This window comes from Pantoea sp. RG18 (assembly GCF_025910075.1).
GTDB classification, from domain to species: domain Bacteria; phylum Pseudomonadota; class Gammaproteobacteria; order Enterobacterales; family Enterobacteriaceae; genus Pantoea; species Pantoea agglomerans.
This window is the reverse complement of the sequence record NZ_JAPCIL010000012.1, coordinates 127,454-151,986: the sequence shown is the minus strand read 5'-3', so window position 1 is coordinate 151,986 and position 24,533 is coordinate 127,454. Positions and strand designations below refer to the sequence as shown.

Below are 24,533 nucleotides of genomic sequence, written 5' to 3'. Positions count from 1 at the left end.
CATGGCCTGGCCTAGCCTTTGCCGTAGACGGGGCCGCCCGCCATGACGGCGACACAGAACTTACGACGGGTGCTAACACATCGGGTCGCCCACTGTTACCGGCTGAGCTGGCTCTGACGTCGCTACAACAGCTGGAGAAGGTCGCCACAACCATCCCCAATAATGGTCTGTTCAGCCAGCATACCGCGGCGGGCAGCCCGTATCTGATCGTGACTGACGAGCGTTTTACCAGCAAGAGCAAATTTATCAGCAGCGACTATCTGCTTGAACGGGTGGGTTACGATCCGTCACAGGTGCATAAACGCCTGGGCGACGGTTTTTATGAGCAGCGTCTGGTACGCGAGCAGGTCCTGAAACTGACCGGCAGGCCTTCCGTTAACGGCTGGGATGCGATGGCGCAGTATCAGGAGCTAATGAACAACGGCTCTAAAGTGGCGCAGGATTTCCATCTGGTGCCGGGCGTGGCGTTGACGCCGCAACAGATTGCGGCGCTGCAACAGGATATCGTCTGGCTGGTCAGCGAAACGGTTGATACGGCAGACGGCCCTCAGACGGTGTGGGTGCCGAAAGTTTATCTGGCACAGACCACGCTGCGCCTGACTGGCGCGGGCGCGGTGATTGGCGGCGGTAATCTGCAGCTCTCGGCAGAGAGCGTGACCAATGCCGGTAACCTCTTTGCGGATCAGGCGCTCTCCATCGACAGCTGGCAGTTTCAGCACCTGGGCGGCGATATCAAGGCGGGCAGCATTGATGTGAAGGCGGAGACGCTGACGATCAGCACCGATCTGCAGAATGCCCTGCGTCAGGCGACGATGAGTGCTGGGGATATCAGCCTCAGTGGCACCGATATCCGGCTGCATGGCGCGAAACTCAATGCCACCAATAACCTCAGTCTGAGCGCGCGCAACAACCTTGAGATCGGTGCCGCGAAAAGCAGTCACAGCGGCAGCCTGAACGTTATCTCCGGGGCGATGGGCAACCGCACCAGCAGCGGCATAGAAGAAGCGGGCAGGCGCATGGCGCAGGTCAGCGGCGAGTGGCAGCAGGCGCAGGGCAGCGAGCTTAACGCCGGTGGCAATCTTCTGCTCTCGGCCGGTCGTGACCTGACGCTGACCGGTAGCCAGGCCAGCGCCTCCGGCTCCGCCCGGGTTCAGGCTGGCGGCGACATCCGCATCGGCGCTGAAACCACCACCAATACCACCCATCTTGAGGCCGACAGCCGGACCTCGTCGGTCAGCAACAGTCGCACGGAAGATCGTCTTTTGCTCAGCACCCTGAGCGGCGCTCAGGGTGTGACGCTGGTGGCGGGTAATAACCTGCTGGCCGAAGGCGCGCAGGTTGACAGTACCCAGGGCCGCATCGGCGTCAGCGCGCAGAACGTCACCATTAAAGATGCGCGGGCCAGCCTGCTCGATCAGGACAGCGAAAACAAGCGTGAGGGTAATACCCGCACCCATCGTGAAGAAGAAAGCGTGCGCGAGAGCAGCACCGGTAGCACCTTCAGCGGGCAGCAGGGCGTAACAGTGATTGGGCGCGAGGGCGACGTCACCGTGACCGGCAGTACGCTTCACAGCGAACAGGGCGCGGTCGGGCTTCAGGCGAAACAGGACGTGGTGCTCAACACCGCCACCGAACGTGAGTCACTCTATAGTGAAGAACGCTCAGAGAATAAAGGCCTGCTGAACAAAAGTAGCAGTCACAGCGTGACGCGGGACGTTACCACCCGTGAGAACGGCAGCCTGCTGAGCGGCGAAAGTGTCACGGTCATTGCCGGGCGCGACCTGACGGTGACCGGCTCGGCGGTGGCCGCAGACCAGGACGTCAGTCTGCGGGCCGGACGCGACGTGGAGATCGGCGCGGCAACCGAGACCGACAGCCACTACCAGCTGAAAGAAAAGAAAAAAAGCGGGCTGATGAGCAGCGGCGGCATCGGCTTCACCGTCGGCAAGCAGTCCACGCGGCACGAAATTGATGAGAAAGGCACCACCCAGAGCCAGAGCGTCAGCACCATCGGCAGCAGCCAGGGCAGCGTGGATATCACGGCGGGCAACCGGCTGCACGTCGGCGGCGCAGACCTGGTGGCGGGTAAAGACATGAACCTGACGGGCGACAGCGTAACTATCGACCCGGGCTTTGATTCACGCAGCCGTAAGGAAACCTTCGAGCAGAAACAGAGCGGTCTGAGCATCGCCCTGTCAGGCACGGCAGGCAGCGCGCTCAACACGGCGGTGAGCAGCGCGCAGCAGGCCAGGAAGGCGGGTGACGGGCGGGTCAGCGCGCTGCAGAACACCCAGGCGGCGCTGAACGGGGTGCAGGCGGCGCAGGCGGCTCAGATGGACGGGCTGAACACTGCCGCCGCGGACGCGCACAATGCCGCCGGCGACCTGAAGCCGGGGCAGGACGGCTATCAGGCGGGATCGACCAACACCATCGGCGTCAGCGCCTCGTACGGCAGCCAGTCGTCGAAAAGCGAAGCGCGTACTGAGAGCAGTCAGTCGCAGGGCAGTACGCTGACGGCGGGCCGGAATCTGACCGTCACGGCAACCGGCAAAAACGGTACGGCGCAGAGCGGCAACATCAGCATCGCCGGCAGCCAGCTGAAGGCGGGCGGCGACCTGAGCCTGGATGCGTCGCGGGACATTCTGCTGCAGTCGGCGCAGAACACGCAGAGCACCGACAGTAAGAACAGCAGCAAGGGCGGCAGCGTCGGTGTCGGCATCGGCGTGGGGTCGGGCGGCTACGGCATCAGCGTGTCGGCGAGCGTCAACGCGGCGAAGGGCAGCGAAAAAGGCAACGGGCTGACGCACAGTGAGACCACGCTGGACGCGGGCAACCGGCTCAGCCTGACCAGCGGGCGCGACATCACGCTCACGGGCGCGCAGGCCAGCGGTGAGAGCGTGAAGGTGGATGCGGGCCGCAACCTGACGCTGACCTCGGAGCAGGACAGCGACCGCTACGACAGCAAACAGCAGAGCGCCAGCGCGGGCGGCAGCTTCACCTTCGGCTCAATGACCGGGTCGGCGAACGTGAACGTGAGCCGGGATAAGATGCACAGCACCTGGCAGAGCGTGGCCGAGCAGACCGGTATCTTTGCCGGGAAGGGCGGCTTTGACGTCACGGTGGGTGAGCACACGCAGCTGAACGGCGCGGTCATCAGCTCAACGGCTACCGCCGATAAGAACAGGCTCGACACCGGCACGCTGGGCTTCGGCAATATTGATAACCACGCGGAATATGAGGTGGAGCACCAGAGCGCGGGCATGAGCACCGGCGGCGGCATTGGCGGTCAGTTCGCCGGGAACATGGCGAACGGCATGCTGGCGGGGCTGAACGACAGCGGCAGCGCGGACTCCACCACGAAGGCGGCGGTGAGCGAAGGCACGATAGTCATCCGCGACCCGTCGAAGCAGAAGCAGGACGTGGCAGAGCTGAGTCGCGACGTGGCGAACGCGAACCCGGGGCTGGACGTCATCTTTGATAAGGAGAAGGAGCAGAACCGGCTGAAGGAGGCGCAGCTTATCGGGGAAATCGGGGCTCAGGCGGGGGATATCGCACGGACGCAGGGCCAGATAGCGGGCCTGAAGGCGCAGCAGGATCCGGCGGCTCTTCAGGCGGCGCGTGAGCAGCTGTCGGCAAGCGGTAAGCCTTATACGGAAGCCGATATATCGCAGCGGGCGTATGACAACGCGATGAAGCCGTTCGGCACGGGTTCGTCGCTGCAGCAGGGCATCAGCGCAGTGACGGCGGCAGTGCAGGGCCTGTCGGGCGGGAACGTGGCGCAGGCGATAAGCGGCGCGTCGGCACCGTACCTGGCGGAAAAGATACACGAGCTGACCACGGACGCGAACGGTAAGGTTAATGTCCAGGCGAACCTGATGGCGCACGCGGTGCTGGGTGCGGTAACCTCGTACGCGGCGGGCAATGCTGCGCTGGCCGGAGCCTCGGGCGCGATGATGGGCGAATACATCGCGCAGCAGCTGTATCCGGGGGTTAAGCGCAGTGACCTGTCTGAGGAGCAGCGGCAGACGATAAGCGCGCTGGGTACGCTGGCGGCGGGTCTTGCGGGCGGCGTTGTGGGTGACAGCACGGCGGATGTTGTTGCGGGGGCTCAGGCGGGTAAAAATGCGCTGGAGTTCAACTCGCTGAGTGGTGACAAAGCCCGTGAAACGGCGAAGCAGGTAGCTGAATCGCTGAAGAGTCAGGTCAGGGAAAAGCTGGGTGAGGGCACAACCTCTTCCATCGCCAACGGCATTATTAATGCGCTTGCTGATACCGGCGATGCGGCATTAGGCGGAGCAGATTACGCTGCTGACGCAGCAATGGCGCTGGCGTCGTGCGCGACCGGGGACAGTTACTGCGGTACAGCGCTTAATGACCTGTCCGGTAAGAATCAGGCGGTGGCAGACAGCGTTAAAGCGCTGATGAGTAGTGATACCTGGTCTGCGGTTGCTGATACTATTAAGCAGGCATCCGAAGGGAACCAGGTAGCGCTGGAAGCAACCGGCGGGATGCTGGCCGGGATCATATTGCCGGGTAAAAAAGTCCCACATGTGCCTAATGCTGGAGCCGTAGGAAATATCGGCGAGTTTTTTAAACAGTCTGGCTTTGGCAGCGAAATTAAAGAATTATCTAAGAAAACTAGTAAGCAATATCAGGGGCAAGCTGTCTATAAAGCAAATAAATCGGTCGGTGATTATATTAAAAAGGGTGATCAATTTTACCTAGATGCTAAACATAAAGATCATATTGAGGTTTTTGATAGTACAGGGACAAAAGTAAAAGCAGTCCTTAATCTTGATGGTTCGTTTAATGATGCAAAAACTAAGGCAGCCAGAGCTGAAGGACGGAGGTTACCCAAATGATTGATATTAGTATGCTGGATAAATTCAAAGATGCTTATCTGGAGTTATTAAAACAGAGGTCATCAGAAGAGCTTGATGCAGACGATATTTACTTATCAGAAGATTATTCAATTGTTGAAAGTATTCAGAGAGATATAAATAATCTTAACTTGACAATTGAACTTTTTTTTAATGCGAAAGAAAATAATGACGAGTTAGCAATACAGGCAGCGTTGCTACGTATATCAACTTTCTTATCAGGAATATATGGCGTTTTTTATCAGGCAGGGGAGGATGTTGATAGATTTACCCTGCTTCCAAATACAGAAGATTTTCCTGAAAATTATAAGATCCCAGAGCATTACAACTATCCTGTTAAATAGTAAAAACCCCAGCCAACTGGTTGGGGTTTTTACTTTATAAGTCAGCCAGTTATCCCTCAGTCGCCAGCTGGACGATCAGCTGCCCCGGCCCGGTGATCACCTCGATCTTCTGCCCGGTCGTAAAGCCCATCGCCGGGCGTGAGCTGACGGTGGCCGCCGATCGGGACGTCAGTCTGCGGGCCGGGCGCAATGTGGAGATTGGCGCGGCGACCGAGACCGACAGCCACTACCAGCTGAAAGAAAAGAAAAAAAGCGGCCTGCTGGGCAGCGGCGGCATCGGCTTCACCATCGGCAGGCAATCGGGGCTCAGGCGGGAGATATCGCACGGACGCAGGGCCAGATAGCGGGCATGAAGGCGCAGCAGGACCCGGCGGCTCTTCAGGCGGCGCGTGAGCAACTGGCGGCAAGCGGTAAGCCTTATACGGAAGCCGATATATAGCAGCGGGCGTATGACAACGCGATGAAGCCGTTCGGCACGGGTTCGTCGCTGCAGCAGGGCATCAGCGCGGTGACGGCGGCGGTGCAGGGCCTGTCGGGCGGGAACGTGGCGCAGGCGATAAGCGGCGCGGCGGCACCTACCTGGCGGAAAAGATACACGAGCTGACCACGGACGCGAACGGTAAGGTTAATGTCCAGGTGAACCTGATGGCGCACGCGGTGCTGGGTGCGGTAACCTCGTACGCGGCGGGCAATGCTGCGCTGGCCGGAGCCTCGGGCGCGATGATGGGCGAGTACATCGCGCAGCAGCTGTATCCGGGCGTTAAACGTAAAGACCTGTCTGAGGAGCAGCGCCAGACGATCAGTGCGCTGGGGACGCTGGCGGCGGGTCTGGCGGGCGGCGTGGTTGGTGACAGCACGGCGGATGCGGTGGCGGGTGCGCAGGCGGGTAAGAACGTGGTTGAAAACAATAATCTTGCACTGGTTGCGCGTGGTTGTGCCGCACTTTCACCGTGCCGGAATGAGGTTGCAGAGCAGTTGCTGGAGATTGGTGCGAAAGCCGGAATCACAGGACTTGCCGGAGTGGCCATTAAAGATGTAGCTGATAAAATAACCTCCGACGAACTGGAGCATCTTGTTACCCTGCAAATGATGGGTAACGACGAGATCACAAGAAAGTATCTCAGTTCGCTTCATGATAAATACGCGCCTGTTCATACCGGTGGTGACCAGATAGCTGGGTCAGGTCCAGCCAACACAGGTGGAAATCAGCAGTTAGATCCAAATGATACGCCGACCAACACTGGTAATAATCAGGCTTCAGGACAGGGAGCTACTAATACCGGTAATACGGAAGGAAAACCTGATACTGTTGGGAATATCTTAGTCAATCCGGGAGCTGATCCTCTCACGAAGAAAGACATAGTTTATCTTTCAGAGAATTCAAACAGCAAGATAGATACTGTCATTAATGAGACCTTATCTGGTAAGAAAAACTTCACCAGTTCAACAGCTTTGAGTTCAGATGAAGCGTTAGCTGCTGGTTTAAAATTCTTAGGAACGGGATATAAAGAGATTGGAAAACCAGGATCTGGTGTTTACCATAGTGCTGATGGGACAAAAGAATTTAGGATTGACTCAGGTTCAATTGGTGGTGCCCATGCGCCGGGAGTTCCACACGTACATTTTGGTGTAAAAAATCCTACAACAGGCAAGTATATTTCGAACAACCATGTTCCTTATAAAGACTAAGGAAGCAAAATGCTCTTAAAGAAAGGCATCGTTAATGATGGCGAATATGCTGGATGGGAAATCCAAATTGTCGATGATACAGAGGGTGAAACAGGAGGGTTCTACCTAATTTTAAGTAGCGGAGAGGCTGAGGTTTTTGATTATTGGTTTGAGAAAAGACAGTTCCTAGATAATCAGTTAGCTGATTTTAATGTGGAATGGAATTAGTACAAAAATCCCGGCCAGTTGGCCGAGATTTGTGCTTTTACGCCCTAAAAACCCCATCCTCCCGCCGCCATGACCGACGTGCGCCGGGTGCAGCGGTGGCCTCCTGTTGTTCAGCGTCGGTAATATCGGACTCGATGATCCAGTCGCCATCCATCATCTATTCACCATACCGATATCGACCAACTGGTATCTTCAATCGTAGGTAAAGTGAGGGACAGGAAATTTTTTGTCATTACCGCCATGCCGTGGCGGTAATGACAAAATAACCTGGTCTGGGCTTCGCCCCGAGACCCCAAAGTGGATCAGGTTGAACGGCCCACTTAAAAAACAGGCTTTCCCGTCAATAATCAACTCGCCATTACCCCTGAAAGCGTTTACCCTGGCGCTATGTCCGTAATAAGTATTCGGGAAGTAATATTAAAAATAGCTAATTCTATTCAATGATTGTCTTTGAGTAGATTATTTATCAGAACTCACTATTATTGACCTGTCAGTGAATAACTTATATTTAGCAACCTGAGTTGTCATATCACGGCGCATGATGCAGTAAGGTTAATGGGAACGATAATGGCTGGGTGTTTTTAGCAAAAATCCAATAAGTGATGTTAATTGAATAATGATCCTGCAGAACGATTAAATATTATTGTATAGCGTAAGCGTTTCAGGATGTTGTAGAATCACACACTTATTAAAAGGTTAATATAAATAAAAGACGATTGATTCAAGTGATTTTTTGTATCAAATGAATGATCTGCTCAGGAAGCAGGAAGGGTGAAATGAATAAGGATGTGAGGATCACCGTATCAAAGGGACGATTCAAAAAAATACGCGAATGGAATCGAAGAAAAAACTACTATCTCAAAGAGGTGAAACTCGAGGCAAGAATGTCTATTGCAAAGCTTCTGTGGGATAAACGGAAAAAGGTCTCCTTTGAACCTGACTCCGTGAAAACTATACTGCTTGTTCGCAATGAAGGAAAAGTGGGTGATATCATCGTTTCGATGCCACTCATCAGGTCACTTCATCAGGCTGGCTATGCAGTAGATTTGCTGGTAACTGAAGCCTGTTACGACGTAATAAAATACAGCCCTTTTATCAGGCATATTTATAAGTCAGGAACTTGCAGTTATAACCATTACCTGAAGTCTTTTTATCATACCGTTTCAAAAGCAACGATGAAGAAGCTAAATAGAAATAAGTATGATCTGATTATCGATCCTTGCTTATCCGAAACGCCGGTGCATCGGATGAAGTTATTTCGGGATATCAATGCCAGATTCGTTATTGGCCTAAATAAGGAATCTGACATCAGCCATTACACAGTTTCGGTTCCCTATAAAAATGAAAAGCAGCATGTTACAGAGTTACTTTCTTTGATAAGTAAAAGCATTGGCGTTAAAGCGACAGGCAATTTCACTTACAGTCTTCATTTTCCTGATGTTGTGCTTGAAGAGGTGAGGCACTTTCTTAGTCCCTGGGAAAATAAGAAAAAAATTCTTATTAATGCTTTTGCTGGCACGCCGGAAAGGAACTTCTCACAACAGCAATTGCTGAAAGTTATTAATATGATTAATAATAACAGCAGAGAGGTGAAAATCATCACCTTGGATCATCGTAATGAAATAGCGGTGCCGCTTCCTGAAAATGTTGTGAAAAATCCCTTTTATACTTTGCATCATGTGATGGCATTAATTAAAGAATCGGATATGGTGATAACGCCAGATACATCAATTGTACATATCTCTGCTGCGTGGAAAAAACCTCTTATCGCCGTTTACAAAAATGCGCCTAATAATAATATGTGGGCGCCAGGCTATGAAAACGCAAGCCACATCATTGTTCATGATGATAAAACATCCGATGCTGAGAATATCCCTGAGCGTATTTTTAAAGAGGTAATCCGCAGGAATTTATTGGGCAAGCGTGAGGTGAAAATCCAGAAATCTGTATCGGTGATCGAGTTGAAAGAACCTGTTTGTACCCACGGTTATCATGCTCCCGACTACTGTATCGCCTCCTCTGATCAGCTCTGTTGCTGACCAGCAGATAAAGCGTCCTGCCGTGCCAGACACCATTGTCCTTCTTAAGTGGGCTGGCTTAGAAAGCTCTCACGCCGCAGCGGCACCCTATCCTGCAGAGCAGATACATACGCTGACTATCACGAAAGGGGCTGACAGAAAAGATGTGGTGAAATACTGAAGCAAACCTGATTGTGCATGCGGTGGTGGGTATGCTCGTAGGTAAAAATTTGCCTGAAAACAATAACCTTTAATCCCAAAAAGCCAGGTAATAAACTGCGAGTCGTCTCTGAAAAACCCATTATTTTTCCGGCAGATTTTGTGTGGTTTTCTATTCCTGAATCCCTCTTCAGCTCCTTTAAACAGCCAGCTATTCAATCTTTAAGTCCAGGTTATGCACATTATAATCTGTATGGTTTTTACACTGTCCGATAATGACAGTGCCTGAACCGCTGATAAGATGTGCTATCGCGCTGTTGAAAACCGGATACCCTCGACGACATCTGTAAGTCCCCAATTCTCAGGAGAGAGCGACACAACAGAGTGTGAAACTGACAGCTGCCAGAAAGGTGAGTATGATTAAATCCTATCAGGCAGAAGAAAGAGGTTACCCATGAGAACAACACAACAGATGAGTATCACGCTGCCCAATGAAATGGCAGCACAGGTTAAGGCACGTGTTGCCAGCGGCGAATATGCATCGGAAAGCGAAGTGATCCGTGAAGGATTGCGTGCGCTGATGGCACGGGATCATGCCGTGGAACAATGGCTGCATGAAAAGGTAGTGCCCGCCTGGGAAGCACTTCAAAGTGGCGAAACACAAAGCCTGAGCGCTAACGACCTCAGGAACAGACTGAAAGCGGAACACAGGAAGGCGACCGGGGAGGAGTAATGGTTTACAGGGTGGTGTTCGCACCAGAGGCGCAGGAACAACTGGCAGAACTTTACCGTTATATCGCGCAAGCAGCGACACCCTATACCGCTTTAAACTTTACGGAAAACGTCATCGATTATTGTGAGTCTCTTGCACAGTTCCCACATAGAGGGAACTGTCGTGATGATCTTCTGCCAGGACTGAGAATCACCAATTACCGCAGACGGACAATAATTGCTTTCATGCTGTCTGAGAAAACAGTGAGTGTTTTAGGCATATGGCATGGCGGGCAGGATTATGAAAATGACCTGTCTGGAGACGAAATTGACTGAGTTGTCAGACCAGCAGGCCGATTATATTTTTCCTGTGCAGCGTAACAAAATGTCGCTTCCATGCCTGCCCGGGGCGCTTTGATAGTTATTTCGCCTGACCCATCACGCCGCAGGCGGCGTCGTCCGCGCAAAGCTCTCGCGCTGAAACAGCGTTTCCGCCAGCTTCACCAGCGCCGGTCGTTCGACACACCAGTTCGGCACTACGCGACGGAAATTGAGGTAGCCGATCATGCAACCGGTGGCGATATCCGCCAGATTGAGCTGTCCGTTGTTAAGCCATTTCCCCTCTGCCGCCTTCGCTTCCAGCATGTCGAGGCTGCGCTGAATCTTTTCACGATTGCGCAGCAGCACCTCTTCCGACTGTTGATCACCCGGTCGCATCTGCTCGCGCACGATTACCAGCGCGGCATCGCTGACGCCATCCGCCAGCTTCTCCAGCTGACGGATGTTAAGCGATTCAAGCGGATCGGCAGGCAGCAGAGCAGGCTCCACACCACGCAGTTCCAGAAACTCCGCAATGATGCTGGAATCGAACCAGATTTGCTTATCGTCAGCGACCAGCGCCGGAACTTTGCCCAGCGGATTGTAGTGCGGCACGTGGCTGTCATCGCTGTAAGGCGATGCGTTAACGAATTCAAAAGTAATGCCTTTTTCCAGCATGATAATCGAAATCTTACGCACAAACGGGCTGGTATAGCTGCCAATCAGTTTCATCGGGTTCTCCAGAGTCAGTGACTATTCGCCAGGAAACATAAAGGGATTGAGACTGCTGCGTGCGAAGCCTTCCTGCTCCATTCTGGCATCCAGTATCAGCGATGCCAGGTCATCTGCCACCGGTTCAATGGCCGGATCTTTCTCCTGATAGAGCATCTTCAGGTAAGTGCCGCAGTCGCCACAGCTCTCTGCTTTCACCGCCGCCCGTTCGCTGTCGATCGACCAGTAGTGCAGATCACGGGACTGTTCGCACTGGGTACATTTGCTGCGCACCACATGCCATTCACTTTCGCACAGATTACAGTGCAGATAGCGCGCGCCTTCATGACTGCCCATATGCACCACGCTGGCGACTGGCATACTGGCGCAGACCGGACAGAACTGACGCTGATCGCCCATCTCAGCGCGTGCTTTACCTGGGATCAGGGCCGCCATCTGCGCCCAGTAGAGCGAAAGCGCCGCCCAGATAAAGGGTGCTTTGTCGCTGCTGACCAGCGCATACTCGCCGGTAAACAGCGCGCTGGCCAGCGTTTCCAGCTCGGTGGCGGACGCCTTCTCCAGATTCTCCAGCACCGCCAGTGCCTGACCGCTCATCTCTGGCTTCAGCTCGGCAATCAGTGAATGCAGTAGTCGCTGCCAGTGGGGATCGCGCGGCAGGGTATGAATATTCAGCGGCGGCTTACCCTCGCTGGCGCTCTGCGTCAGGCGGGCATGCAGGTCGATGTGCAGCGGATGGTCATACAGCACAATCTCCTGCGCTTCAGCGATCACCGCCGCAAAGCGCAGGTAGTCGCCGAGTGGGTTTTTCGCCGCCAGGTCACGCAGTCGCGCAGCACGACGGCTGTATAAATTTTTCAGCCGTGGAAAAAGTAACGGCGGAATCATCTCCGCCGTTGTCTTTTCGCCTTTCTCCAGCTGATCTTGCGGGATTATGCGAATACTCATCAGGGGCGTTTTTCCTGTTTTATTGGCGGATTACGCTGCTCGCGATACCAGCGAGGATGGTGCTGCCTGGCCCATTCGGCGCTGACCCAGCCTTCCACCATCGCGGTCAGTGTGCCTTTGACCCACAACGCAGCATAAATGTGCACCATAATGACGATGATCAGCGCCACCGCTGACACCGAATGTACCACCAACGCCAGACGAATCAGCGGAATGGCGAAGGCATCGGCAAAGTAAGGTCGCCAGATCACGATGCCACTGGCAAGCAGCAACACTAAGCTGATAATAGCAGCCCAGAACACACACTTCTGACCAAAGTTATATTTACCGGTATCACCCACCTCTTCATTCAGCGCAATCCGATGAATGTTTCTGGCCCAGTAAAGGTCATCGCGATTAATCAGGTTGTGTTTCCAGTAACGCAAAAACATCAGCATAAAAGCAACGAACATCACCACGCCGACAAAAGGATGCAGAATACGCGCCAGCTGTGGTGTGCCAAATATCTGCATCAGCCAGTTGAACGACGGAAAGAAAAACCCTAATCCGCTTAACGCGGCCATGACAAAGCAAATCGCGACAATCCAGTGATTGATGCGTTCGGGTGCGCGGTAACGCACCAGATGATCGGGCTTTTTCATTATTTGCGCTCCTCAGGGTGATCGTCGTTGTCGTCGTGCTCTTCAGTGACGCGATTCGGGCCAACGCCAACATAGTGAAAAATAGAGGCGGCGAACGTAGCGGCAAAACCCACCGCCGCCAGCGGTTTCCAGATCCCCTTCCAGAAGGTCACCGTCGGGCTGATGCCCGGGTTAGCAGGCAGCCCGTGGTAGAGCTGAGGCTTGTCGGCATGATGCAGCACATACATCACGTGGGTGCCGCCCACGCCTTCCGGGTTGTAGAGGCCAGCCTGCGCAAACCCGCGCGACTTCAGCTCCGCTACACGTTCCTCCGCCAGCGTCAGCATGTCGCTTTTGCTGCCGAAATGAATGGCGCCGGTCGGACAGGTCTTCACACAGGCAGGCTCCTGGCCGACGCTGACGCGATCCACGCACAGGGTGCATTTGTAGGCGCGGTTATCCTCTTTGTTGAGCCGCGGCACGTTGAACGGGCAACCCGCAATGCAGTAGCCGCAGCCGATACACTGCTCAGACTGGAAATCGACGATGCCGTTGGCGTACTGAATAATGGCACCTGCCGACGGACAGGCTTTCAGGCAGCCGGGATCGGCGCAGTGCATGCAGCCATCTTTGCGAATCAGCCAGGCCAGCTTGCCGTTCTCTTCAACTTCCGAGAAGCGCATCACCGTCCAGGATTTGGCGGTCAAATCGGTAGGGTTGTCATAGACCCCGATGTTATGACCGACTTCATCGCGGATGTCGTTCCATTCGGAGCAGGCGACCTGACAGCCTTTGCAGCCAATACAGGTGGTGACGTCAATAAGCTTCGCGACTTCACGCTGGTGATCGCGCGCCTGTGGCGGTGGGGTAAAGCCGTTGGTCGCTGAGCGACGGATAATATCTTGTGATTGATAAGCCATTGTCATCTACCGTTACGCTTTTTCCACTTTCACTAAAAATCCCTTGTATTCCGGGGTCTGCGAGTTGGCATCGCCAACCGACGGCGTCAGCGTATTGGCGAGGAAGCCTTTACGCGTGGTGCCTTCAAAGCCCCAGTGACAGGGAATACCCACGGTATCAACCGGCTTGCCGTCAATCATCAGACGCTGCAGACGACGTGTTACCACCGCTTTGGCTTTGATATAGCCACGGCGCGACGAGACTTTGATGCTGTCTCCGGCCTTGATGCCTTTCTCCTCTGCCAGTTCGGTGCCGATTTCAACAAACTGCTCCGGCTGCGCAATCGCGTTCAGCAGGGCATGTTTGGTCCAGTGGCGGAACAGTTCGGTGATGGAATAGGTGGTGGCGACGCAGGGATAGTCAGCGGCCTCGCCCAGTTGCGCGGCGTCGCTGCTGAACAGTCGAACGACCGGACTATGACGCTGCTGCGGATTCATAGGATTGTCGGCGAGCGGGCTTTCCATCGGTTCGTAATGTTCCGGGAAGGGGCCGTCGGCCATCTTATCGAGCGCAAACAGGTGGCCAAGACCATCGGGCTGCATGATAAACGGACCGGCCTGCTGCTGCGGCGACAGCGTTACCGGATAATCCGGCACGTCGATGCCGTGCCAGCGAGTGCCATCCCACTCAATCAGGCGGCGCTGCGGATCCCAGGCTTTACCCTGCGCATCGGCGGAGGCGCGGTTATAGAGAATGCGGCGGTTAGCCGGCCACGCCCAGGCCCAGCCGGAGACCGCGCCCAGCCCCGATGGATCGGCGTTGTCGCGTCGTGCCATCTGGTTGCCTTCCGGCGTCCAGCTGCCGCTGTAGATCCAGCAGGCGCTGGCGGTGGTGCCGTCGTTACGCAGCTCTGAGAAGCCGTTGAGCTGCTGGCCTTTTTTCAGCAACAGCTTGCCGTTGGCGTCGTAAATGTCGGCCAGCGCCTGACCGTTGTTCTCCTGCGCCACCTCTTCCGGCTCAGGATTAGACGGATCGCGGTAGTCCCAGCGCATTGCCATCAGCGGCTCTGGGGCTGCACCGCCTTCCAGGCGATAGAGCGCGCGCAGACGCATGAACAGATTGCCGAGAATTTTACCGTCGTGCAGCGCTTCAGCGGGCGGCTCCGCAGCCGCCCAGTGCCACTGCAGCCAGCGTGACGAGTTAGCCACCGATCCCGACTCTTCAGCGAAGCAGGAAGAGGGCAGACGGAACACTTCGGTCTGGATTGTCGACGGATCGACGTCATTAAACTCGTCGTGATGCTGCCAGAAGCTGGCGGTTTCGGTGCGAAGCGGATCGATCACCACCATATATTTGAGGCGGGATAGTGCCCGGACCGCTTTATTTTTGTCCGGGAAGGCGGCCAGCAGGTTGAAGCCCTGAATCAGGCAACCGTTCAGCGCGCCCTGTTCCATCATCTCCGCCTGCGCCATGCAGTCATAACTCTTATCCCACTTCGGCAGCCAGTCGTAGCCCCACTGGTTTTCTGCGGTGGCCTTATCGCCGTAGAAACTCTTCATCAGGCTGACGAAAAATTTGTCGGTGTTCTGCCAGTAGTTGACCTGATCCGGCAGTGTCGCAACCGGCGTGGCCTGCTGCAGGTAGGTTGCCAGCGTGGTCATTTTCTCTGAGGGCAGTGGCAGATAGCCCGGCAGACTCTGCGCCAGCAGGCCGAGATCGGTGTAGCCCTGCACGTTGGAGTGGCCGCGCAGCGCGTTAATACCGCCGCCTGGCATCCCGATATTACCCAGCAGCAGCTGAATCATCGCCGCCGTGCGGATAATCTGCGAACCGTTGGTGTGGTGAGTCCAGCCCAGCGCATAGAGAATAGTCGCGGTGCGATTCGGCACACAGGTGGAGGCCAACTGCCTGCACACCGCAATAAAGGATTCCTGCGAAGTGCCGCACAGGCGCGTCACCATTTCCGGGGTGTAACGGCTGGCATGGGTTTTCAGCAGATTCAGCACGCAGCGTGGGTGAGTGAAGCTCTCATCGCGTCTTGCATGGCCGTTTTCATCCAGCTCATAGTGCCAGCTCTGACGATCGTACTGACGGGTTTCAGCATTGTAACCGCTGAACAACCCGTCGCTGAAGCTGAAGCCTTCGCTGACAATCAGTGCGGCATTGGTGAAGGCGCGAACATACTCCTGCTGAATCTGATTGTGTTGCAGCAGATAGTTGATCACCCCCATCAGGAAAACCACATCGCTGCCGGCACGCAGTGGCGCGTAGAGATCGGCGACCGCCGCAGAGCGGTTAAAGCGTGGATCGACCACGATGACCTGCGCATTGTTATGAGTTTTGGCTTCAATCACCCATTTAAAGCCAACCGGATGCGCCTCGGCGGGGTTGCCGCCCATGATCATCACCACATTGGCGTTTTTGATGTCGTTCCAGTTATTGGTCATTGCACCACGACCAAAGCTGGGGGCCAGCGCGGCCACGGTCGGGCCGTGACACAGGCGCGCCTGATTTTCCAGCGCCAGAATACCCAGCGAGCGGGCAAATTTCTGATCGAGCAGGCCGGTTTCATTACTGGCGGCGGAAGAGCAGAGCATGGCGGTAGTCGGCCAGCGGTTTACCGTGACGCCAGCGGCATTGGTGGCCTGGAAATTGGCATCGCGATCCTGCTTCATCAGGCGGGCTATGCGGTCAAATGCCTCATCCCAGCTGATGCGCTGCCATTTATCCGAGCCTGGCGCGCGGTATTCCGGGTATTTCAGGCGCTGTTCACTGTGAATAAAGTCGAGCACGCCCGCGCCTTTGGGGCAGAGCGATCCACGACTGACCGGATGGTCAGGATCGCCTTCAATATGGTAAATCGAGGCGCGGGCATTTTTAGCGCCATCACCCAGGCTGTAAATCAGCATGCCGCAGCCGACTGAGCAGTAGGTGCAGTTATTACGTGTCTCTCTGGCGCGAATGAGTTTGAACTCTCTGACGCTGGCTAAGGCTGTGGTGGGGGCAAAACCGAGTAACGCCGCGCTGGTGCCCGCCAACCCGCCAGCACAGATTTTGAAAAAACTCCGTCTGTTAATTTGCATTTTATCGTTCTTCTTTATTGGCTCCATTGCGAAGCCTTGCAAAATAGCAGCCCTATCTGCCTGTAAGTTGACCAGGGTCAACAGGTTAGTCATTAGTAATTCTTTTTCTAAATTTTGTTAAAAATCCTCGGCAACCAATCCCCGGCGCAAGCAGATTTCCCGTAGCGGCAGATAATTACTGTTGTTTTATGCTTACCGATGTTAAAGCCTGAAAGATACCCATTCTCATTCTGCCCGCCAGCAGGCGTGGCTGCGCCTTTCCCGATGAGAAAACCGCATGAATTGCCCCGCTGTTTATTTGCGCCGCACCGGGCCAGAAGGCAAAATTAGTCTGCGTCTGATCACCGCTGTGCAGCCGTACTGACTGTCGCATTTCATTATTTATTAACAACAGGTCGTACTTTTTGAAAGCTATCCAGCCTGACTCAGGCGAAGATTTAACAATTCAGGCCGGCGTCAGCAGAACGCAGGTATGGCAGCGTGCCGATTTGACCGCAGCAGAGTCTGACTGGCTGGCGGACGAGGTGCCGGTGGCGCTGGTTTACAACGGCATCTCTCACGTGGTGATGATGACCACGCCCAAAGATCTGGAGGAGTTTGCGCTGGGTTTTTCGCTGTCAGAGGGCATTATCGACGCGCCAGGCGACATTTTCGGCATGGACATCGTGCCGGGCTGTCACGGCATTGAGGTTCAGATTGAGCTTTCCAGCCGTCGTTTTATGGCGCTGAAAGAGCAGCGTCGTGCGCTGGCAGGCCGTACCGGCTGCGGCGTGTGTGGCGTTGAACAGCTGGACCAGATTGGCAAGCCGCTCTCTCCGCTGCCGTTTACCCAGACCTTTGCGCTGGATCAGCTGGATCGGGCGCTGGGCCAGCTGAAAGCGTATCAGCCGGTCGGACAGAAAACCGGCTGCACCCATGCTGCCGCGTGGATCCAGCCTGATGGTCAGCTGGCCGGTGGCTGTGAAGATGTGGGTCGCCATGTGGCACTGGATAAGCTGCTGGGCTATCGCAGCCAGGCTGCGTGGGGGCCAGGCGCGGTGCTGGTCTCCAGCCGCGCCAGCTATGAAATGGTGCAGAAGTCCGCCATGTGCGGGGTTGAGATCCTGTTCGCAGTCTCGGCAGCGACCCGCCTGGCGGTTGAGGTGGCTGAGCGCTGCAATCTGACGCTGGTCGGATTCAGTAAACCTGGACGCGCTACGGTTTACAGCCATCCTCAGCGACTGCGTTAAACTACCATCACCTCTGGCAACGTCTGCTGCAACGCCTCAAGGGCGGCACTGTTGTCGCCGCCACTATCCGTAATCAGCAGGTTGATCGCCGGTGACGGCGCGTAAACCGTGCGGCTGACTACCCCCAGTTTGGTGTGATCGGCCAGCAGATAGCAGGAAGTGGATTGCTGCACCATCGCCCTGGCGATGGCCGCTTCGTGCGGATGAAAACTGCTGGCACCGCAACCCGCCTCAATGCCGACCGGTGACAGCAGCGCCACATCGGCGCGATAGCGGATAATCTCACCCACGGTGATTTCGCCACGCGTCTGTTGCGCACCCGCCGACATCATCCCGCCCAGCAAAATGATCTGATTATTCAGCGGCTGATCTTCTTCTCCGGCGCTCAGCGCCAGCGCGGCCTGCAGGCTGTTGGTCACAATCGTCAGGCCGGAAAGGGCGTGCAACTCCTCTGCCAGCAGCGTGGTGGTGCTGCCCGCATCCAGAAACAGCGTCTGTCCGGGCTGCAGCAACTGCGCAGCGGCGCGGGCGATGGCGCGCTTCTCCCGGGTCTGGGTACTGCGGCGTTCCGTCAGCGGCGGTTCAGCCCGCGTTTCAATCGCCACCAGCCCGCCGTGAACGCGGCGCGCCAGACCCAGCGCTTCCAGCTCAATGATATCGCGGCGCGCGGTTTCGCGTGAGACCCCCAGCTCCCTGATAATGCGCTCGGTACTCACCTGGTTAAGCCGGGTCAGTAAGGCACGGATGCGATGAAGGCGCGTTTCCTGCAGCATAGAGGTTTCCTTTTAAAGCGCGAAGATCACGGATGATACGCCAGTGAAGCGAAAGATTCCGTCTGAATCAGGGAGCAAGCTTAGCGTGGCGATCTGCCTGCGTCATGTGTATTTTATTGCATTTGTGTATTTGGTTGCATTTTAGATTCAGGCAGGCATGATAAAGGCGTCAGCTCTTCCTTCTTCATCCTTGTAACGGGAGTCATTATGGCCACGCGTTCCACCATTATGGATACCAACAGTTTCCGTGCCGAACATGCCGATGCACTCGACAGCGAGACGCGCAAACTGACCGATAAACGCAGCAAAGTGCTTGGCGAATCTTATCGCCTGTTCTATCGCAAACCGGTGCATCTGGTGCGGGGTGAAGGGCAATATCTGTGGGATGCGGCGGGCGATAAATATCTCGACGTCTACAACAACGTGGCGAGCATCGGGCACTGCCATCCGGCAGTGACTGAGGCGGTGACGCAGCAGATGAAAATGCTGAATACCCACACCCGTTACCTGCATGAAAATATTCTGGATTACAGCGAAGCGCTGCTGGCGACCACGCCTGAGGCGATCGATCGCGCGATGTATATGTGCACCGGATCGGAAGCTAACGACCTGGCGATTCGCGTGGCGCGCGCCTTTAGCGGCGGCAGCGGGATTATTGTCAGTAAAGAGGCCTATCACGGCACCAGTGAGCTGACATCCGGCGCTTCTCCGGCGCTGGGCAGTGGACAGCCGCTGGCGCCCACCACGCGGCTGGTGATGCCACCGGATGCGTATCGTGTGGACGCGCCTGACCTGGGCGACTGGTTCGCTGACCAGATTCAGCAGCAGATTGATGATATGGCGGCGCACGGCATTAAATTTGCCGGTTTCCTGGCGGACTCAATCTTCTCCTCAGACGGCGTGCTGCCCGATCCGCGCGGCTTCCTGAAAAAAGCGGTCGAGGTGGTGCATGCCAACGGCGGCATCTTTATTGCCGATGAAGTGCAGCCTGGTTTTGGCCGTACCGGCGACGCGTTCTGGGGCTTTGGCCGCCACGATGTGGTGCCTGACATCATTACCACCGGCAAGCCAATGGGCAACGGCATTCCGGTTTCCGGCCTGCTGGCAAAAAGTGAAGTGCTGGCCGCCTTCAGCGACTCAGTTCCCTACTTCAATACCTTTGGTGGTAATCCGGTCGCGATGGCGGCGGCGCAGGCGGTACTGAAAGTGATCACCGAAGAGGGGTTACAGGAACACAGCCGCGTGGTCGGCGCGAAGCTGCTGGCGGAGCTACGAACCCTGATGGATCGCTATGAGTGCGTGGGGGATGTGCGCGGTGCCGGACTGTTTATCGGTTTTGAGCTGGTCACCGATCGTCACAGCAAAACGCCGGACAAAACGCTGGCGCTGGATTTAATCGAGAAGCTGCGTGAACATCGCGTGCTGACCTCGGTCGCCGGCCCGTATGGGAATGTGCTGAAACTGCGTCCGCCACTGGCGTTCCAGGAAGGGGATATCGACTGGCTGGTCGGCGCGCTCGACAGCGGGCTGCGCGAACTGGGCAGGTAACGCGCAGGGCAGGGCAGATGCGGCGTTCGGGCGGGATGAGTGCCTGCTGGTGGTGCTGGCAGAGTGCTTCGCTCTCCCTGTCTGATAAAGCTGAAAAGGCGGAGTCAGCAGCAGCATGCTGTAAAAACAACGGGTTGCTTTTGCCAGATTTCTCAAATCCTTATGGTTAATAGGGCATTGATTACCCTTTTACGCTACATGAATTTAACTATAATGATTCGACTGCTTACGCGGCACGTCCCGAATTCGTCGTGCTGCTCAAACTAAATGGAGAGGAAGAACATGAGTTATTCACTGCCATCCCTGCCTTACGCATACGACGCACTGGAACCGCATTTCGACAAGCAGACGATGGAAATCCATCACACCAAACATCACCAGACCTACGTGAACAACGCTAACGCGGCGCTGGAAGGCACTGAATTTGCCAATCTGCCGGTAGAAGAGCTGATCACCAAACTGGATCAGCTGCCAGCAGACAAAAAAGGCCCACTGCGTAACAACGCAGGCGGCCACGCTAACCACAGCCTGTTCTGGAAAGGCCTGAAAACCGGCACCACGCTGCAGGGCGACCTGAAAGCGGCTATCGAGAAAGATTTCGGTAGCGTGGAAAAATTCCAGGAAGAGTTCGAGAAAGCGGCTGCGACCCGTTTCGGCTCAGGCTGGGCGTGGCTGGTTAAAAAAGGCGACAAACTGGCTGTGGTATCTACCGCAAACCAGGACAACCCGCTGATGGGTGAAGCGGTTGCTGGCGTTTCTGGCTTCCCAATCATCGGTCTGGACGTGTGGGAACACGCCTACTACCTGAAGTATCAGAACAAACGTCCTGATTACATCAAAGCATTCTGGAACGTGGTCAACTGGGACGAAGCAGCAGCCCGCTTCGCAGCTGCCCAGTAAGTTAACCCAGTGTTAACGTGATAACGATAAACCGGTGGAATTTATTTCGCCGGTTTTTTTTATCTTTAAATTCTGTCGTCCCAGATTAAACCAAAAATAAACGGATCTCGCTTTTTAACCGCCGCGCTTTTAACCTTCTGCCACATTAACACGCCGTTGATACTCGTTGTCTTATGCTCAGTGACATTCCTGCTCACTGTGTGTCGATGACTATGTCAATTATAACTACTCATGAAACTACGACCGATTCTTCTGCATCGCTTTTTTTTCAGTTAATTAGCGGAAAATACGTTCCGAATAAACTCTGGATAAGTAAACGTTTCCGGCTGAAATTTGTGTTAAGAACCTTAATATCACCGCTGACTACGCTGCGTTATCTGGATGAGCTGTCGCATTTACCGCAACTCCCTCTGTTGATGAGTACTCAGGGATTGCTGCCAGCCAAGCTGCACCGGCCCTATCTGCGCTCAGGGTTGAGCATTGCTGCGCGCGCGCAGGCGATACTTGATCATTACAGTCTGATGAATAATCTGGAAAACCCTGCGCTGCGTCAGCTGCTGCAAAGCGCCACGGATAATCCGCTGGCTACGCTGACCGGTAAAAATGGCGAATCCTTTTTACTTTCCTGCAGTTCCGGTTATTTCGATCGGGAAGGGGAAGTGACGCTGGTATTACGCTATAACGACGAAATTATTGCTTCACTTTCATTTTCAATTCTCAATGAAAATAACCAGCGCACATTATTAATTGGCGGATTACAGGGTCCGCGAAAACATATCAATAATGAGGTGATCCGCGAGGCGACCAAAGCGGCGCAGGGTCTCTTTCCGAAACGCCTGTTAATGGAATCGGTATTTATTGTGGCGAAGCAGTGCGGCGTGGAGAATATTCTGGCGGTAGGCGATGAGACTCATGTCTTCCGCAGCCTGCGCTATCGCCACAGCAAAGGGGATAAGTTCTTTGCCAGCTACAGTGAATTCTGGCTGTCGCTGAGTGGCGAGGCGCGCAGGGATGGGATGTTTATCCTGCCGCTGAGTCTGCCGCGCAAAACGCTGGAGGAGATTGCCAGTAAGAAGCGGGCTGAATATCGTCGCCGCTATGAACTGCTGGATGCGCTGGCGGAGCAGGTCTATGCCGCCGCCGGCGAACGCAAAGCCGATGTCGATCAGGCTGCTGCCTGATCGACCCGTCAGAATGCGGTTTTGGCGAAGCCGGTCATTGCTGTCAGCCCCATCTCACGTCCCAGCGCGGTCATTGGATGCACCACGACCAGGCCGCGCACGCTTTTCTTCAGCGCGCCCAGATTTGCCTGCTCTTTCTTGGTAATTTCGCGGCTGAAGCCCATTTTTTGCAGCTTCTGCGCCTCGGCACTGAGTTTTTCAACCCGCTGACCGCGCAGACGCTCAATCTCAATGACCAGCGCTTCTTTCTCTTTCAGCAACGCGCCCAGTTTCTCGACATCACCCGATTCCAGTAACTGCGGCTCTTTGCGGTTCAATGCGTCCAGCTTATCGCTGAGAAGTTTGATTTCGTTCTTTTCTTGCTCTTTCATGACAACAACTCGTTGAGGAAAACAGGCCAAGGATACACCAAATCTGGCGCATATTCCCGCTCAGGTTAAGACGAAAAAGGCGCCGTGATGGCGCCTGACAGGATTAGCTGCCGGACTTTTTAAACGCCTGCTTCATACTGATGCGGGCGATCAGCTCGGTTAGCGACAGGACCATGGTGGATCGCACCATCTGCAGATAGCGCTGCTGCTGCATGCTGCGCAGCTCTGCATCTTCGGTGTGAAACACCGGCGCGGGCGGCCAGGCGGTGACGCAGTGCAGTTCACCAAACGGGCCAAGGATCTCATCGTCGGTAAAACGATAATCACCGCTATCGTGATTCAGCTCTTCGCGCAGCGCCAGCAGCAGTTCACCATCTTCATATTCGTGGCGGCTGATAACGCCAAGACCGTAAATCAGCTTCAGACGAACCGAGAGTTCACCCAAAGGACCATCGCCCAGCAGCAGCGGTTCTACGGCATATTTCACCGCGTAGTCATCTTTACGGAAGACCTGCAGCACCAGCAGATTGACGGCTTCAGCCAATAGCTCAACGGCGGCGATCAGAAAGCTTCTCACCGAACGACCGGCGTTCAGGCGCTCAAGCACCCGGTTTTCAAAAGCCTGCTTCTCTTCCATTATTGCCTGCATGGGTTCAATACCGCCGTTGGGCGCAGGCGAACTGCGCCCGGCTTGCGTCACTAACACGCGCGCATTATGCCATAGCGTGCCAGGCGCTCACCACCGAAGCCACCACTTCGCTGTCAGCATCCAGACCTGAAACCTCAGCCAGCGTCGCCTGTGGGCCTTTTTCTGCCAGCAGCGTGGCCAGCTCCTGCGCCTGTGGGTCCTGGTCGCTGCGATAGTGCATCGCGGCGGCAATGCCCTGCACCAGGCTGGCGTGCGGTAACCCATACTCCAGCGTGCCCAGCGTCGGCTTGATCAGGCGATCGCCCGCGCTGAGTTTACGCAGCGGCTGACGACCCACACGCTCAACATCATCTTTCAGATAAGGGTTCTCAAAACGGCCAAGAATTTTCTGGATGTAGGCCGCATGTTTATCCGCCTCAAAACCGTAGCGCTTAATCAGCACCGCGCCGCTCTCTTCCATCGCCCCTTTCACCACGGCCCGGATTTTTTCATCGAGGATGGCGTCACGAATGGTCTGGTGACCGGCCAGCTGGCCGAGATAGGCGGTAATCGCGTGACCGGTGTTCAGGGTAAAGAGTTTACGCTCAACAAATGCCATCAGGTTATCGGTCAGTTCCATACCCGGAATCGCAGGCAGGTCGCCTTTAAACTGAGTTTTATCGACGATCCATTCGCTGAAGGTTTCAACGGTCACTTCCAGCGGATCGGTGCTGCCCGCTTCAGACGGTGGCACGATGCGATCGACAGCAGAATCCACAAAGCCGACATGCTGCTCCAGCCAGGCGTGATACTGCTCCGGCAGCGCCTTCAGCACATGCTGTTTCAGCTGGCTGGTGCCGCGCACCATATTCTCACAGGCGATAATATTTAGCGGGCGGGTATTGCCGTTGTCACTGCGTTTTGCCAGGCCTTTAGCCACACTGCTGGCAATACGCTCCAGAATCTGCGGGCCCACGGCGGTGCTAACGAGATCGACTTCAGAAACCAGGGTGATGATCTCATCGCTGGTGCTGTTTACCGCACTGACGCCTTTAACGGTTTCTGTTTTGGCCTGCTCGCCAACTACATGAACGGGATACTCATGACGCGCGTTCAGTGCATCCAGCACCGTCTGATTCACATCAGCAAAAACCAGTTCGATACCTGCATCAGCCAGTAACTTGCCGATAAAGCCGCGACCAATGTTTCCTGCTCCGAAATGTAACGCTTTCATAATTTTTGACCCATATCAAATGACGATGGGGCGGGCAAACCCGCCCCAGGAAATCGGGACGGG

20 protein-coding genes and 2 pseudogenes are annotated in these 24,533 nt (G+C 55.2%); 12 read left to right on the top strand and 10 right to left on the bottom strand.

Annotation, left to right across the window (positions count from 1 at the left end; translation table 11 throughout):
* Positions 1–11: 11 nt before the first annotated feature.
* Positions 12–4,862, top strand: a pseudogene (locus OK409_RS13960) (hemagglutinin repeat-containing protein); the annotation flags it as partial.
* On the top strand, positions 4,859–5,224 hold the full coding sequence (locus OK409_RS13955; RefSeq protein ID WP_182505102.1) for a hypothetical protein: 366 nt from the start codon (positions 4,859–4,861) through the stop codon (positions 5,222–5,224). The pseudogene OK409_RS13960 and the gene OK409_RS13955, both read left to right, overlap by 4 nt.
* A gap of 49 nt (positions 5,225–5,273) precedes the next feature.
* On the opposite strand, the pseudogene OK409_RS22500 reads toward OK409_RS13955, so the two are convergent.
* Positions 5,274–5,354: pseudogene (locus tag OK409_RS22500) on the bottom strand (type I toxin-antitoxin system SymE family toxin); the annotation flags it as partial.
* Between OK409_RS22500 and OK409_RS13950 the strand changes: the two are divergent.
* The 6 genes from OK409_RS13950 to OK409_RS13925 all read left to right on the top strand — a co-directional run bounded on the left by OK409_RS13950 (position 5,317) and on the right by OK409_RS13925 (position 10,344).
* Positions 5,317–5,568: a hypothetical protein gene (locus tag OK409_RS13950; protein WP_182505103.1), complete on the top strand. Its 252-nt coding sequence runs from the start codon at positions 5,317–5,319 to the stop codon at positions 5,566–5,568. The pseudogene OK409_RS22500 and the gene OK409_RS13950 overlap by 38 nt on opposite strands.
* Positions 5,569–5,869: 301 nt before the next feature.
* A complete protein-coding gene (locus tag OK409_RS13945) occupies positions 5,870–6,913 on the top strand; it encodes a VENN motif pre-toxin domain-containing protein (protein ID WP_413629124.1) in 1,044 nt (347 codons plus the stop codon).
* Between the two features lie 9 nt (positions 6,914–6,922).
* On the top strand, positions 6,923–7,120 hold the full coding sequence (locus tag OK409_RS13940; RefSeq protein ID WP_033759390.1) for a hypothetical protein: 198 nt from the start codon (positions 6,923–6,925) through the stop codon (positions 7,118–7,120).
* A gap of 776 nt (positions 7,121–7,896) precedes the next feature.
* Positions 7,897–9,159 (top strand): glycosyltransferase family 9 protein, encoded by a 1,263-nt coding sequence (locus OK409_RS13935; RefSeq protein ID WP_264367162.1) that lies wholly within the window; start codon positions 7,897–7,899, stop codon positions 9,157–9,159.
* A gap of 592 nt (positions 9,160–9,751) precedes the next feature.
* On the top strand, positions 9,752–10,030 hold the full coding sequence (locus tag OK409_RS13930; RefSeq protein ID WP_033773230.1) for a type II toxin-antitoxin system ParD family antitoxin: 279 nt from the start codon (positions 9,752–9,754) through the stop codon (positions 10,028–10,030).
* Complete coding sequence (locus tag OK409_RS13925; protein ID WP_033773231.1) at positions 10,030–10,344, top strand: type II toxin-antitoxin system RelE/ParE family toxin; 315 nt, start codon at positions 10,030–10,032, stop codon at positions 10,342–10,344. The genes OK409_RS13930 and OK409_RS13925 overlap by 1 nt, the downstream gene beginning before the upstream one ends.
* Positions 10,345–10,446: 102 nt before the next feature.
* On the opposite strand, the gene OK409_RS13920 is transcribed toward OK409_RS13925, so the two are convergent.
* The 5 genes from OK409_RS13920 to fdnG are packed head-to-tail and all read right to left on the bottom strand — an operon-like array spanning position 10,447 to position 16,606.
* On the bottom strand, positions 10,447–11,058 hold the full coding sequence (locus tag OK409_RS13920) for a glutathione S-transferase (protein WP_033767621.1): 612 nt from the start codon (positions 11,056–11,058) through the stop codon (positions 10,447–10,449).
* A 21-nt stretch (positions 11,059–11,079) separates the two neighbouring features.
* Positions 11,080–12,003 (bottom strand): formate dehydrogenase accessory protein FdhE, encoded by a 924-nt coding sequence (gene fdhE / locus OK409_RS13915; protein ID WP_010257482.1) that lies wholly within the window; start codon positions 12,001–12,003, stop codon positions 11,080–11,082.
* Entirely contained in the window at positions 12,003–12,644 is a 642-nt protein-coding gene (fdoI, locus tag OK409_RS13910; protein ID WP_010257478.1) for a formate dehydrogenase cytochrome b556 subunit, read from the bottom strand. Before fdoI ends, fdhE begins: the two co-directional genes overlap by 1 nt.
* Positions 12,644–13,543: a formate dehydrogenase subunit beta gene (gene fdxH, locus OK409_RS13905; protein ID WP_010257476.1), complete on the bottom strand. Its 900-nt coding sequence runs from the start codon at positions 13,541–13,543 to the stop codon at positions 12,644–12,646. Before fdxH ends, fdoI begins: the two co-directional genes overlap by 1 nt.
* 12 nt (positions 13,544–13,555) lie before the next feature.
* Positions 13,556–16,606 carry a formate dehydrogenase-N subunit alpha gene (gene fdnG / locus OK409_RS13900; protein WP_264367161.1) on the bottom strand — a complete coding sequence of 1,017 codons (3,051 nt, stop codon included), beginning with the start codon at positions 16,604–16,606 and terminating at the stop codon, positions 13,556–13,558.
* A gap of 404 nt (positions 16,607–17,010) precedes the next feature.
* Here fdnG and fdhD point away from each other — a divergent pair, with 404 nt between their 5' ends.
* A complete protein-coding gene (fdhD, locus tag OK409_RS13895) occupies positions 17,011–17,835 on the top strand; it encodes a formate dehydrogenase accessory sulfurtransferase FdhD (RefSeq protein ID WP_264367160.1) in 825 nt (274 codons plus the stop codon).
* Here the strand turns inward: fdhD and OK409_RS13890 are convergent.
* The gene (locus OK409_RS13890) at positions 17,832–18,608 is read right to left on the bottom strand and encodes a DeoR/GlpR family DNA-binding transcription regulator (protein ID WP_137229742.1); all 777 of its coding nucleotides are present in this window, start codon (positions 18,606–18,608) and stop codon (positions 17,832–17,834) included. The genes fdhD and OK409_RS13890 overlap by 4 nt on opposite strands.
* Before the next feature lie 207 nt (positions 18,609–18,815).
* On the opposite strand from OK409_RS13890, the gene OK409_RS13885 reads away from it, so the two are divergent.
* The 3 genes from OK409_RS13885 (at position 18,816) to OK409_RS13875 (ending at position 22,237) form a co-directional block, all read left to right on the top strand.
* On the top strand, positions 18,816–20,156 hold the full coding sequence (locus tag OK409_RS13885) for an aspartate aminotransferase family protein (protein WP_264367159.1): 1,341 nt from the start codon (positions 18,816–18,818) through the stop codon (positions 20,154–20,156).
* Positions 20,157–20,438: 282 nt separating this feature from the next.
* The gene (gene sodA / locus OK409_RS13880; protein WP_008926407.1) at positions 20,439–21,056 is read left to right on the top strand and encodes a superoxide dismutase [Mn]; all 618 of its coding nucleotides are present in this window, start codon (positions 20,439–20,441) and stop codon (positions 21,054–21,056) included.
* A gap of 212 nt (positions 21,057–21,268) precedes the next feature.
* Entirely contained in the window at positions 21,269–22,237 is a 969-nt protein-coding gene (locus OK409_RS13875; RefSeq protein WP_033780832.1) for a VirK/YbjX family protein, read from the top strand.
* Between the two features lie 8 nt (positions 22,238–22,245).
* Here OK409_RS13875 and OK409_RS13870 read toward each other — a convergent pair whose 3' ends face one another.
* The 3 genes from OK409_RS13870 to mtlD all read right to left on the bottom strand — a co-directional run bounded on the left by OK409_RS13870 (position 22,246) and on the right by mtlD (position 24,470).
* A complete protein-coding gene (locus tag OK409_RS13870; RefSeq protein ID WP_003848030.1) occupies positions 22,246–22,608 on the bottom strand; it encodes a YibL family ribosome-associated protein in 363 nt (120 codons plus the stop codon).
* Positions 22,609–22,711: 103 nt separating this feature from the next.
* Positions 22,712–23,257 (bottom strand): mannitol operon repressor MtlR, encoded by a 546-nt coding sequence (gene mtlR, locus OK409_RS13865; RefSeq protein ID WP_171820345.1) that lies wholly within the window; start codon positions 23,255–23,257, stop codon positions 22,712–22,714.
* A gap of 64 nt (positions 23,258–23,321) precedes the next feature.
* Positions 23,322–24,470: a mannitol-1-phosphate 5-dehydrogenase gene (mtlD, locus tag OK409_RS13860; protein WP_264367158.1), complete on the bottom strand. Its 1,149-nt coding sequence runs from the start codon at positions 24,468–24,470 to the stop codon at positions 23,322–23,324.
* Between the last annotated feature and the right edge of the window lie 63 nt (positions 24,471–24,533).